The 11,820-nt window shown below is 68.5% G+C and carries 9 protein-coding genes and 1 pseudogene; 5 read left to right on the top strand and 5 right to left on the bottom strand.

Translation table 11 applies throughout. The annotated features are described in order from the left end of the window. Positions 1–305 precede the first annotated feature (305 nt). Positions 306–749: a helix-turn-helix transcriptional regulator gene (locus tag AC6CH2_RS01450; RefSeq protein WP_498267621.1), complete on the top strand. Its 444-nt coding sequence runs from the start codon at positions 306–308 to the stop codon at positions 747–749. A gap of 120 nt (positions 750–869) precedes the next feature. On the opposite strand, the gene AC6CH2_RS01455 is transcribed toward AC6CH2_RS01450, so the two are convergent. After that, positions 870–1,373: a nuclear transport factor 2 family protein gene (locus AC6CH2_RS01455; RefSeq protein ID WP_498267622.1), complete on the bottom strand. Its 504-nt coding sequence runs from the start codon at positions 1,371–1,373 to the stop codon at positions 870–872. Positions 1,374–1,685: 312 nt separating this feature from the next. On the opposite strand from AC6CH2_RS01455, the gene AC6CH2_RS01460 reads away from it, so the two are divergent. Both AC6CH2_RS01460 and AC6CH2_RS01465 read left to right on the top strand, forming a co-directional pair. Next, positions 1,686–2,336, top strand: coding sequence for a DUF5671 domain-containing protein (locus AC6CH2_RS01460; protein WP_498267623.1), 651 nt, complete (start codon positions 1,686–1,688; stop codon positions 2,334–2,336). Further along, the gene (locus AC6CH2_RS01465; RefSeq protein WP_498267624.1) at positions 2,333–2,773 is read left to right on the top strand and encodes a hypothetical protein; all 441 of its coding nucleotides are present in this window, start codon (positions 2,333–2,335) and stop codon (positions 2,771–2,773) included. Before AC6CH2_RS01460 ends, AC6CH2_RS01465 begins: the two co-directional genes overlap by 4 nt. Before the next feature lie 52 nt (positions 2,774–2,825). On the opposite strand, the pseudogene AC6CH2_RS01470 reads toward AC6CH2_RS01465, so the two are convergent. Then, positions 2,826–3,607: pseudogene (locus tag AC6CH2_RS01470) on the bottom strand (SDR family oxidoreductase). Between the two features lie 149 nt (positions 3,608–3,756). Here AC6CH2_RS01470 and AC6CH2_RS01475 point away from each other — a divergent pair. Continuing rightward, complete coding sequence (locus AC6CH2_RS01475) at positions 3,757–4,662, top strand: LysR family transcriptional regulator (protein ID WP_498267625.1); 906 nt, start codon at positions 3,757–3,759, stop codon at positions 4,660–4,662. 110 nt (positions 4,663–4,772) lie between these two features. Here the strand turns inward: AC6CH2_RS01475 and AC6CH2_RS01480 are convergent, their stop codons facing one another. Both AC6CH2_RS01480 and AC6CH2_RS01485 read right to left on the bottom strand, forming a co-directional pair. After that, complete coding sequence (locus tag AC6CH2_RS01480; protein WP_498267626.1) at positions 4,773–6,206, bottom strand: DUF1501 domain-containing protein; 1,434 nt, start codon at positions 6,204–6,206, stop codon at positions 4,773–4,775. A 12-nt stretch (positions 6,207–6,218) separates the two neighbouring features. After that, the gene (locus AC6CH2_RS01485; RefSeq protein WP_498267627.1) at positions 6,219–7,976 is read right to left on the bottom strand and encodes a DUF1800 domain-containing protein; all 1,758 of its coding nucleotides are present in this window, start codon (positions 7,974–7,976) and stop codon (positions 6,219–6,221) included. Positions 7,977–8,454: 478 nt separating this feature from the next. On the opposite strand from AC6CH2_RS01485, the gene AC6CH2_RS01490 reads away from it, so the two are divergent. Beyond that, entirely contained in the window at positions 8,455–11,199 is a 2,745-nt protein-coding gene (locus tag AC6CH2_RS01490) for a TonB-dependent receptor plug domain-containing protein (RefSeq protein WP_498267628.1), read from the top strand. Between the two features lie 116 nt (positions 11,200–11,315). On the opposite strand, the gene AC6CH2_RS01495 is transcribed toward AC6CH2_RS01490, so the two are convergent. Next, positions 11,316–11,711, bottom strand: coding sequence for a hypothetical protein (locus tag AC6CH2_RS01495; protein ID WP_498267629.1), 396 nt, complete (start codon positions 11,709–11,711; stop codon positions 11,316–11,318). Positions 11,712–11,820: the final 109 nt, after the last annotated feature.

The following is an 11,820-nucleotide window of genomic DNA, read 5'->3' on the forward strand; positions in this document are numbered from 1 at the left end:
AAATCCGAGGTTAGGGCAGCACCGGGGCGCACATGCCGGCGGCAGGCCCGCTCGGGGGACGATTTAAGAGCACTCGTCCGCAGTTTCGGATCGCGGCTCGATCGGCCGGCGGGCGAGCGCGCCGGCCGCACCGGCGTGCTGCGCTCGCGGCGCAGGCTCACAGGCGTGCCTCGTCCACGACGTAGGCTCATGGCGCGCCCCGTCGCGGCCGCGGCTCGTGGCGCGCCGCGTCGCGGCTGCGGCTCATGGCGCGCCGCGTTCGCGGCGCTGGTCGCACCGGCGCGCGCCATGGCACGATCGCGCCGATGACCAACGGCTCCGACACCGCGACTCACTTGCGCGACCTCGTGCGATTGCGGCGCGTGCGCGACCGCATCGACCGCGAGTACGCGCAACCGCTCGATGTCGAGGCGCTGGCCCAGGGCATAGGCATGTCGGCCGGGCATCTGAGCCGGCAGTTCCGCGCCGCCTACGGCGAATCGCCGTACTCGTACCTGATGACCCGGCGCATCGAGCGGGCGATGGCGCTGCTGCGCCGCGGCGACCTCAGCGTCACCGAGGTTTGCTTCGAAGTGGGTTGCTCGTCGCTGGGCACCTTCAGCACGCGCTTCGCCGAACTGGTCGGCATGCCGCCGAGCGTCTACCGGCGCGAGGCGGCGCTGACGACCGAAGGCTTGCCGCCGTGCGTGGAAAAGCAGGTGATGCGGCCGGTGCGCAATCGCGAGGCTTCGGAACCGGGCAGCGCCTGAAGTCCGCCGCGGTGATCGATGGCGATGGATCGCTGCGTCGATGGCCGTCGCAGCGCGGCCGCGGCTTGCGCCGCTGCTGCAGGAGAGTGTCGTGGCGACGCCCTGATGGAGCGGCCGCCCTCAGTGGGTGTGGTAGACCTTGCTGAGGATCTTCCACTCGCCGCCGACCTTCAACAGTTGGAACAGGTCGCTGTAGCGCGCGCCGTTCCACCGGTCGGACTCGACCCGCGCCTGGGCGACAGTGCCGACGATCTCGATCGAGACGATCTGCGCCTGCAGTTGCCCGGCCGCGGGCGCGCTGTCGATGTAGTCGAACAGGCTGCGGATCGGGCCGCCGCTGAGGCTGCCGTCGGCCGCGAGGCCATGGATGGTCGCCTGCGGCAGGAACGCGGCGCGCATGAGTTCGCTGTTGCCCTCGCGGCCGGCCTGGAGGTAACGCTCGAGCACCTTGCGAATCGCGGCGTAGTCTTCCATGGATGCCGCGGGCACGCGCTTGCTCGTTTCCGGCGCGGGCGAGGGCAGCGCCAGGGCTTGCGCCGCGGCGCCGTACCAGGGCAGCGACAGGGCCAGTACCGCTGCCAGTATCGAGCGCCGTGCGGGCCTTGGATCGTCTGTATGGCGCATGGCTCGGCCTGTGGTGGGCGTGCTGTGGCGGGCGTGCGGTGGTCGGCGTGCATCTGCGGGCGGCGGCGATGGCTCGGCGCGGTTCCGCCGGGCCTTCGATCGCGCTTTCGCGGAATATAGCCGCATTCCGGCGCGGTCGTGGCCACTGTCGACGAACGGCGGCACGCGCCGCCGCAGAAGCCCGGCACGGCGACAAGCACTCGGCGTAGCGACGCCCGGTCCTGTGGGTAGCGTTTTCCGCTACTTCGTCGGCAGTTGCGCACAGCGGCCGCGGCGCTGCTACATTCGGCCGTCCTCTAAGGAGCCTCGGCCATGGCCTCGGGAAGTCTGGAACTGGAGAACTTCGTACGCGAAGCCTTGTTGCGCGGGCAAACCAAGGAGGCGACGGCGCAGGCCCTGGCGGCGGCCGGCTGGAGCGCCGAGCAGACCCGCGGTGCGCTCGACGCCTATGCCGACGTCGGTTTCGTGTTGCCGGTGCCGAAGCCGCGCGCCTCGCTGTCGGCGCGCGAGGCCTTCGCCTACCTGGTGATGTTCAGCACCCTGTATTTCGTCGCCTACAACCTGGGCAGCCTGTTGTTCGACCTGATCAACCTCGCCCGGCCCGACGCCGCCGACACCAGCTACGAATTCTGGCGCAAGAGCGTCGACGACTCGCTGCGCTGGTCGGTGTCGGCGCTGGTGATCGCTTTCCCGGTGTTCGTCTTCGTCGCCCACCGGGTCGCGCGGGACGTCGCCCGGCATCCGATCAAGCGGCTGTCGCCGGTGCGGCGCTGGTTGACCTACCTGACCTTATTCATTGCCGCGACCGTGTTGATCGGCGACATGACCGCGCTGGTCTTCAACCTGCTCGGCGGCGAGCTGAGCCTGCGTTTCGTGCTGAAGGTGCTGGTGGTCGCTGGCATCGCCGGCAGCGTGTTCGGTTACTACCTGTGGGACCTGCGCCGCGAGGAGGACACGGCATGAGCGCACCGGTCGGACGATGGCTGCTGATCGCAGCCGCAGTGGCGATCGCGGCGGCGGTGACGGCCGCGGTCACGGTCATGGGCGGCCCGGGCGCGCAGCGCGACGTCAGGCTCGACCAACGTCGTACCCAGGAGCTCGACCGCATCGACAATGAGGTGCGCGATTATTGGAAACGGCACACGCGCCTGCCGCCGGACCTGGCGAGCCTGGCGAACCAGCCGGGCGTGGCCCTCAGCACGGTCGACCCGGTCACCGCCGCGCCGTATCGCTATCTTGCCGGCGAGGCCGGCCGCTTCCGGTTGTGCGCGACCTTCGCCACCGACACCGGACGCGAGGACGCCGGGCGTCGCGCCGCGGCCGTCGGCTACCCGCGCAGCTGGCGCCATCCGGCCGGCGAGCATTGCTTCGAGCGCGACGCGTCCAAGCCCGATAACTGAGGCGACGGCGCTGCCGCGGGCAGGCTTGCGCCTGCGGCCGCGGCGAGGACGCTCAGAAAACATAGCCGCCGTTGACCCGCAGCACCTGCGAGTTCACCCAACTGCCGTCCGGGCCGGCGAGGAAGGACACGGCCGCGGCGATTTCCTCCGGCGTGCCGAGCCGTTCCAATGGGACAGCCCGCGGAAATGGGCGATCTGCTCTTCGCTCTTGCCGTTGAGGAACAGTTCGGTCGCGACCGGGCCGGGAGCGACCGCATTGACGGTGATGTTGCGGCCGCGCAGTTCGTTGGCGAGCACGTGTACCAGGCCTTCGACGCCGGCCTTGGAGGCGATGTAGGGGCCGTAGGTCGGAAAGGCCTTGCCGATCACGCTGGTCGACAGGGCGACGATGCGGCCGCCGTCGCGCAGGTGCTGCGCGGCCAGGCCGAGCACGACGAAGCTGCCGCGCAGGTTGGTGTCGACGACGCGGTCGAACTCGGCCAGGTCGCCGCCCTGGATCGGCACGTAGGGCATGACGCCGGCGCTGTTGACCACCGCATCGAGGCGGCCGTAGGTCTGCAGGGCGAGGGCGAACACGCGCTCCATCGCGGCCGGATCGGCGACATCGCCCTGGGCGGCGATGGCCTGGCCGCCGGCGTCGCCGATCTGCGCGACCACGGCCTCGGCCGCGGCGGCGTTGCCGGCGTAGTTGACGATCACAGCGTAGCCGTCGACGGCCAGGCGCAGGGCGATGGCGCGGCCGATGCCGCGCGAGGCGCCGGTGACCAGCGCTGACCGGGTATGCCCCGACTGGGTCTTGGCCGATGGATTCGAGGCAGGCTGAGTAGTCGACATGGCTGGGCTCCGATGGGCGGCGGCGGGATGCCAGGTGCCGCGGTGGAGGCAGTCTGCTGATTGGCTAGGGTTGGATAAATCAGGCCTGATTGGCAATACAATTCAATAATCGCCAACAATCGTCGCCACGGCCCGCATCGGAGCACGCCATGGACCGTCTCGAGGCCCTGCGCCTGTTCACCCGCATCGTCGAACTCGGCAGCTTCACCCGCGCCGCCGGCGTGCTCGACCTGCCCAAGGCCACCGCGACTCATGCGATCAAGGAGCTGGAAGCGAACCTGGGCGTGCGCCTGCTCGAACGCACTACGCGCCAGGTGCGGCCGACCCTCGACGGCCGGGCCTATTACGAACGTTGCGTGCACGTGCTCGCCGAACTCGACGACGCCGATTCGGCGCTGCGCTCGCTCGCGAGCCATCCGCGCGGCACCTTGCGCCTGGACCTGCACGGCTCGCACGCGACCGGGATCATCCTGCCGCGCATCGACGAATTCCGCGCCCGCTACCCGCTCGTCGACCTGGCGATCAGCAGCGGCGACCGCCTGGTCGATCTGGTCCGCGAGGGCATCGACTGCGTGGTGCGCTCCGGTAATCCGCGCGATTCCTCGCTGGTGGCCAAGCGCTTGGCGGTGATGCCGGAAGCGACCTGCGCGAGCCCCGAGTATCTGGCGCAGTTCGGTACCCCGCGGCATCCGGACGAGTTGTCGGCGCACCAGGCGGTGGGGTTCTTCTCGCGCGATCGCGAGCTGCGTTATCCGTTCGAGTTCATCGTCGACGGCGAGCCGCGCGAGGTCGCGTTGAGCTCGTGGATTTCGGTCGACGAGGCCGGATGCTATGTCGCCGCGGCCTTGCGCGGCTGCGGCCTGATCCAGTTGCCGCGGCATCACATCGAACCCTATCTGCGCGATGGCCGCCTGGTGGAAGTGCTAGGCGACTACCGCAGCGCCGGCGTGCCGGTGTCGGTGCTGTACCCGCAGCACCGGCAGCTGTCGCCGCGCGTGCGCGTGTTCGTGGATTGGGTGTCGGTGCTGTTCGCGGAGAAGTTCGCAGGGGCGTAGTCGGTCGTTTGGAGCAACCGCAATTCCCCTTGGGCCCCTTTCAAAGGGGGAAGGGGAAACTCGGGTTGCGACAAGGAAAGCGAACAGACAGCGAGCGCTCGCGCTCTCGCTCAGTCCACCAGTTCCCGCACGTAGCGCAGCAAGCGCTCCAGCAGATCCGGGTCGTCCACCGCGGCCGGCTTCGCCGCCGGTTTGTACAGCCGGCGCAGCTCCGGCAGCGGTTTCGCCACCGTGCCGAAGTCGCGCACGAGGCCGAGCGGCGCGTAGCCGGTGTAGCCGGGGAATACCGTGGCGAGGTCGGTATTTCCCATCCGCCGCACCAGGATCTCCGACAGCACCTGGCGGTGATCGGTGGTCACCGGCACATCGCCGAAATGCGGCGACAGGATTTCCGGATCGAGCCCGGACCAGGTGCCGTAGAAACGCCGGCCGTTGACCGGGCCGCCGAGCACCAGCACCGGGTTGCCGTAGCCGTGGTCGGTGCCGCCGTTGGCGTTGGCGCGCACGCGGCGGCCGAATTCGGACTGCACCACCACGGTCACGCGCGAGGCGTGTCCGCTCGCATCGAGCGCGGCATAGAACGCCGACAAGGCCTGCGAGAGTTCGGCGATCTTGTTCTGGTAGTAGTGGTAGCCGCTGCCGGCGGTGCCCTGGCCGTCGTGGGTGTCCCAACCGCCCAGATCCAAGGTGGCGTAGTGCAGGCCGAGGTCGAACTGGATCGACTGGGCGATGGTCCATAGCTGTTGCGCGAAACCGCTGGTCGGCCAGCCGGCCGGCGGCGCGCTGTAGGACTGGCGCGCGATCACCTGCAAGGCGCGGTCGGCGCGTTGGCCGCCGAGTTCGAGCGCGGTCGTGCCCGTCCACAGGCCGGCCAGGGTTTCGTTGACCCCGCGGAAGCCCACCGGCGAATCCGGCCGCGCGGTCTGCCACGACCAGGCGCCGGCATTGAGGGCGAAATCGCTCGGGCTGGCCATGGTCAGCGCCTGCACCGACGCGAGCAGCCCGGCCGGTTGCCGCGAGGCCACCCCGAGCGCCGGCAGTTTTTCCGCGCCGCTGAGGTTGGGCTGGGTGTTCATCGCGCGCGTCAGCCAACCGCTGCCGATGCCTTGTTGCCCGGGCGTGCCCAGGTCGATGTACAACTGCGCGTCGAAGTGACTGCGGGTCACGCTGGTGGCGAGGCCGCAGCCGTGCACGATGGCGAGATGGCCGGCGTTCCACAGATCGCGCAGGCCGCTCGCGGAAGGGTGCAGGCCGAAGCCGGTCGCCGCGCCGGTGCCGAGCGTCAACGGCAGCGCGCCGTAGGTGCCGGTCGCGGCGATCGACAGGTTAGGCCGCGCCTGTTCGTAGAAGCTGCGGTCGTTGCCGCTGATCGGCACGACCAGGTTGAGGCCGTCCAGGCCGCCGCGCAGGAACAGGTGCACGACGGTGTCGTGGCCGTTGGCGGCGGCGAAGGCGGGGTTGGCGAACAGCAGGGCGGGGCCGCCCACCGCTCCGGCGGTGAGGGCGGCGGTGCCTTTGAGAAACTCGCGTCGGGTCAGCGTCATGTCGGCGGCCTGCTAGCGGCTGAGGAATTCGGGCGACATCAGGATCAGCGAGACCATGCTGCGCAACCGGTCCTGGTTGTAGTGGCGCTTGAGGTCGTTCGCCGCCCAGGCGTTGGTGTCGGTGACCACGTAGCTGAGCGGGTCGCCGTTCTGGGCCATGAAGGCGATCAGGGTCTGGCGCCGAGCCGCGGTCGGCAGATAGCCGAGGATGCGCTTGCACCAGAAATCGACCAGCTTGGTCGGCGTCCACGACGGCACCTTGCTGCGCGTGGTCGCCAGGATCGGCGCCATCGGCACGCCGCCGTCCTGGGCTTCGGTGATCCAGTTGAGGATCTTCCAGGTCATCGCGTAACTGCCCGAACCCGACCACGCGGCCTGGGTGTCGGGATAGCCGTTCGGCGCCGGCCATTCGTAAGGCGCATGACCGGTGAAGCCCATGCGCCAGGCGAATTCGTCGCTCTTCGGCGTGCCGACCGCGATCGTCCAGTCGCTGCCGAGCGTGCGCATCGCCGCGGCGACGGCTTCGAACGGGCGCCGCGATTTCATCCCCCAGGCCTGCGCGAACGCGCTCGACAGGACGATGTGGCGAACGGTCAGCGCGATCTGGTCGGGGCTGCGCCAGTTCTGGCGGAAGATCGCCGCCGCGCTGGCCACCAGGGTCGGGCTGGGCGTGTCGCTGACGAAGCGGCGGATCAGTTTCTTGCAGATGAAGCGGGCCACGCCCGGGTGGCTGGCGAGACGGTCGAGCACGTCGCGCCCGTCCTTCAAGGCCGGCTGCTCGGGATAGAGCATGCGGCCGAGCAGGAACTTCGGGCCGGCGTCGTGCCAGGCCTGGCGATAGACGAAGCTGCCGTCGTTCTCGGTCGGGTACTGCCAGTGGCCGTTCTTGATCGACCAGCCGGTGAAGGCCGAGGCGGTTTCGTAAACGTCGATGTCGGTGTAGCCGGCCGGATAGGTCGGGTCTTCGGCATCCGGCGGGACCTGGAACGGGTCCATGAAGCCCAGGTAATGCTCGGCGCCGAGCGTATGCAGTTCCAGCAACTCGCGGGCGAAGTTTTCGTTCGGGCCGGCGCGGGTGTTGGAGGCGTTGTCGAGGTAGTAGAGCATCGAGGTGCTCTTGGCGACTTCCTCGAGCATCGCGCGGAAATTGCCGAACGCGTGCGGGCGCAGCACGTCGCGCTGGTAGTGCACGTAGACCGGGCCGGCGTCGTAGTCGCTCGCGGTGACGTTGAAATGGTCGTGCCAGAAATTGACCATGACCTCGCGCAGCTGGCGCTTGGAATGCACTGCGCGCACCAGCGCGGCGCGCTGCGCTTCCCAGGCCGGGCGCATGCGCACTTCGTAGACCGGGTTCGGCTTGACGTGGTCGGCCCACAATTGGGTCAGCGACTTGCCCAGGGTGGTGTAGCCGGCGTTGAGCAAGCGCGTCTCGACCGCGCTGTCGTCGATGTTGGCCCAGTCCAGTTGCCAGTCGACGTAGTTGGCCAGGCGCTGGGTGTCGGTGGTGCCGAGCGCGTTGAACTCGCTGATCGATTGCGCGGTGGCGCCGTAGCTGAGGCTGGCGAGCGCGCGCACCACGAACGGCGGACGCGGCAGGTCCAGCGGCGAGACCAGCATCGGCGAGGCCTGCACGTCGGGCGCGGGGCCGCGCGTCGCCTCGAGTTTGGCGCGCGCGGCTTTCGACGGCGTGCTGCGTCCGAGCGTGCCGTACCGATCCTGCAATCGAGCGCGGATCGCGGCCTGTTCGGAGGCGGTAATCGAGCGGGTCATCGGCGCGCTCCTGTCGTGGTCGTGTCGGGGAGCGCGAGCTTATGCCGCGGGCAAGCGGCAAAGTCCCGGTTGCGTCACAGATCATTCCGGCCTGGGATGCGCTGCGTCACTGTTCGAGTGCGTACCCGTGAAGACGAATTCACCTCGATGGCGCAGTTATCGGCATGGACGTGCGAGCCGTCACGCGAGCAAGGAGAACGTGTGCGAACGCAGAGCGTGCGGTTTTGCCGATTCTGTCGAATTGCCGGCGCCGTCTTCACGAGCGGCTCGCAGCGGGTTCGTGCGCGAGCGCACAACGCCGTGCCCGCGCGGCCGGCAGGCTCTGCGGCGCAAGGCAAATTCCCGGTCGCCATATGCAGATGCAGCGCCTTCATTTCAGTGTCTGCTGCAGAGCAACAAAGATGAATCGCACGCCAGCCGCGACGCCGGGGAAAGCAATGCCCCGCGGCCTGCCACCCCCTTCTGCCAAGGATTTCCCATGCACGCTGTCCTGCGGCTGCGACGCCGACCGCTTTCCGTTCTTCTTGCCCTGGCCCTGCCGGCGATCGCCGCGTCCGGCGCCGCCATGGCCCAGGACGCTCCGCCCGCCGAGCGGGCCGCGACCGACCTCGAACAAGTCGTGGTGACAGGCTCGCGCATTCCGCGCGCGACCCTGGAAGGGCCCTCGCCGGTCACCGTCATCAGCAAGGAAGAGATCGACGCGCAGGGCTATCGCAGCGCCTTCGATGCGATCAGCGCGCTGACCCAGAACACCGGCTCGGTGCAGGGCGAGGACTTCGGCAATACCTTCACCCCGGCGGCCAACACCATCAACCTGCGAGGCTTCGGCCCCAACCACACCCTGGTGCTGGTCAACGGCCGGCGCCTGGTCGACTACCCGCTCGCCTACGAAGGCTCGGTCAACGTCGTCAACCTCGCCAACATCCCGACTGCGCTGATCAAGCGCATCGAAGTGCTGGCCGGCGGCGCCTCGGCGATCTACGGCTCGGACGCGGTCGCCGGCGTGGTCAACATCATCCTCAAGGACAAGTTCGAAGGCACCGAGGTCAACTTGCGCGTCGGCGGCACCGAGCAGGGCGGCGGCCAGAACCAGCGGCTGCAGGTGGTCAGCGGCGCGTCGGGCGACCGGTTCGACGCAGTGTTCGGCATCGAGCTGCTGCATCGCCAGGCGATCTGGGGCGATCAGCGCGACTTTATGGATTCCTTGCTCGACCAGCCTGCCGGCACGGCGCTGTTGCCGACCCAGGTGGCGTTCCGGCGCAACGCGCAAAGCAACGGGTTCATCGACCCCGGAGCGGGTTGCGATGCGGTCTCCGGGCTGTATCACGGCTCGGTGCAGCGCACGCGCAATCCGCGCCAGGGCTGGTACTGCGGCAGCAACGAAGCCTCGCCGGCGTTCTGGACGGTGCAGACCCAGAAGAAGAACGCCGATGCCTACGGTTCGCTGACCTGGCGCCTGAGCGATCGCACCGAGGTGTTCGCCGACCTGCAGTTGGGCGTGTCCAGCATCGAGAACAACACCCGCGCGCCGAGCTGGACCTCGGACAACAACTACTTCTACAACCAGGCCAGCGGCCTCAACGAAATCTGGTACCGACGCATCGCGCCCGAAGAGATCGGCTCGGCGCACGCCAACAACAACCGCTTCCTCGAACGCTCCTGGGCCTTCACCACCGGCCTGCGCGGCAGCTTCGGCGAGTCGGGCTGGGACTATGAGCTCGCCTACAACCGCGGCCGCTACGAAAACCGCACCAAGCGCCGCCAGTTTCTCAGCGGCATCAACGAGTTCTACCTGGGCCCGCGCCTGGGCACGCGCAACGGCATCGGCGTGTACAACCCCGATCCCGCGCGCCTGTACCAACCGCTGACCCCGGCCGACTACCAACGCCTGACCGGCTTCTACGAAAGCCAGAACGCGGCCTGGATCCAGAACCTCAGCTTCACCGTCAACGGCGACCTGTTCGAGTTGCCGGCCGGCACGGTCGGATTCGCCGGTGTGCTCGAAGCCGGCAACCAGGGCTACAGCAACCGTCCCGATGCGCGCCTGGGCAACGGCACCTTCTGGAACACCAGCTCGGGCACGCGCGCCGAAGGCGAGCGCGACCGCTACGCCATCGGCGCGGAAATCAACGTGCCGCTCTTCAGCCGCCTGACCGCATCGGCGGCGGCGCGCTACGACGAGTTCCGCTTCGCCGGGCGCAAATCCGGCAAGGGCACCTGGAACCTCGGCCTCGAATACCGCCCGTTCGACAATCTGCTGTTGCGCGGCAGCGCTTCGACCAGCTTCCGCGCACCGGACATGAACTACATCTTCGCCGCGGAGACGCGCGGCTATAACCCGGGCATGACCGACTACTGGCGTTGCCGCACCGCCGGCCAGCCTTACGACGATTGCGATTACTCGGGCCTGGCGATCGACTACACCAGCGCCGGAAATCGCGACCTGAAGCCGGAAAACGGCAAGTCCTATGGGCTGGGCCTGGTCTGGTCGCCGTCGGAACGCTTCGACGTGTCGCTCGACTACTACAGCATCCGCCTCGAGGACGAAGTCACCAATCTCAGCAGCAGCCGCATCCTGCGCGAGGAGGCCGACTGCCGTCTCGGCACGACCGTCGGCGGCGAGAGCCGCGACATCGACTCGCCGTTATGCCGCAACGCGTTGAGCCGCGTGCTGCGCAACCCGGCCGATGCCGCTGTGCAGCCGAACCAGGTGCGTCGCGTGTTGATCAACGCGATCAACGCCGCTTCCGAGCGCACCGACGGCATCGACCTGAAGAGCAACTTCCGCTGGAGCGCCGGCCGCTACGGCGATTTCAGCAGCCGTTTGGGCTATACCCTGGTACTCAAGCACGACTACCAGCAGTTCTCCGACGACGAGAAGACCGACCGCCGCGATTCGCTCGACGCGACCGACTGGCGCAGCAAGGTCAACGCCGGGGTGACCTGGAACATCGGCCCCTGGACCTCGAACCTGGTCGCCCTGCGTTACGGCAGCCTGCCCAACAGCGACGGCAGCGGCCGCATCGCCCCGTACACGCGTTACAACGGCAGCGTGTCCTATCGCTTCAACGAGCGCGGCTCGATCGCCTTCATCGTCAACAACCTGCGCGACTCCAGACCGCCGGCGGACCGCAGCGGCGGCGGCTGGCCGTTCTATCCGGTCGGCAACTACGACCCCTACGGCCGCCAGTTCTGGCTGGAACTCGACTACCGCTTCCGCTGAGGACGCGGCACCGGCGCACGCGCAGGACGCGCGTCGTCGGCGGATAGCGCGAGGGCAAAGAGAAAGCGGGCCTCGGCCCGCTTTCTCGCATCCAGCCGATGCAGCCGAGCGTGCGCTCAGAACGGCCCGTTGATCGCCAGCGAGCGGCTCAAGGTCTTGGCCTCGCCGGTGGCCAGGTTGGTGTAGGTCACGTTGACGATGTCCGAGATCGCCATGCCGCCGCGGTATCGCTGGCTGCAGCGCGAGGTGGTGCAGGGCAGCACCAGGCCCAGCTCGGTGGTCCAGACATAGCTGTAGCTGCCGGCCGGCAGATTGCGGATCTCGAACTCGGCGGTGTAGCTGCTGGCCGGATAAAACGAAGTACAACGGCCGAAGTTGCCCACCGGCGGCTGATCGTTCGGGCTGACGAAGCAATACAGCACCGGCCCGGTGATGGCCTGGGCGCCGGGCTGCGCCGCGACCGGTGCGAAGGCGGAGGCGGCGACGAAGACGCCGCCGAACACGGTGTTCATGAGAGCCGATCCCTTTGATTTCATGAGGTCCGTTCCTGAGATGCCAGACCATTCTGGCCGGCCGAGAATAGCGCGCAGGCAACGGCCGGGATCGCGGATTGTCGGAACT

This window comes from Lysobacter sp. GQ73, from assembly GCF_059758755.1.

Bases quoted from the DNA above. Each gene is read 5' to 3' on its own strand.
- AC6CH2_RS01455 (WP_498267622.1), bottom strand. From the start codon at position 1,373: ATGCGCCATACAGACGATCCAAGGCCCGCACGGCGCTCGATACTGGCA.
- AC6CH2_RS01460 (WP_498267623.1), top strand. From the start codon at position 1,686: ATGGCCTCGGGAAGTCTGGAACTGGAGAACTTCGTACGCGAAGCCTTG.
- AC6CH2_RS01475 (WP_498267625.1), top strand. From the start codon at position 3,757: ATGGACCGTCTCGAGGCCCTGCGCCTGTTCACCCGCATCGTCGAACTC.
- AC6CH2_RS01465 (WP_498267624.1), top strand. From the start codon at position 2,333: ATGAGCGCACCGGTCGGACGATGGCTGCTGATCGCAGCCGCAGTGGCG.
- AC6CH2_RS01490 (WP_498267628.1), top strand. From the start codon at position 8,455: ATGCACGCTGTCCTGCGGCTGCGACGCCGACCGCTTTCCGTTCTTCTT.
- AC6CH2_RS01495 (WP_498267629.1), bottom strand. From the start codon at position 11,711: ATGAACACCGTGTTCGGCGGCGTCTTCGTCGCCGCCTCCGCCTTCGCA.
- AC6CH2_RS01480 (WP_498267626.1), bottom strand. From the start codon at position 6,206: ATGACGCTGACCCGACGCGAGTTTCTCAAAGGCACCGCCGCCCTCACC.
- AC6CH2_RS01485 (WP_498267627.1), bottom strand. From the start codon at position 7,976: ATGACCCGCTCGATTACCGCCTCCGAACAGGCCGCGATCCGCGCTCGA.
- AC6CH2_RS01450 (WP_498267621.1), top strand. From the start codon at position 306: ATGACCAACGGCTCCGACACCGCGACTCACTTGCGCGACCTCGTGCGA.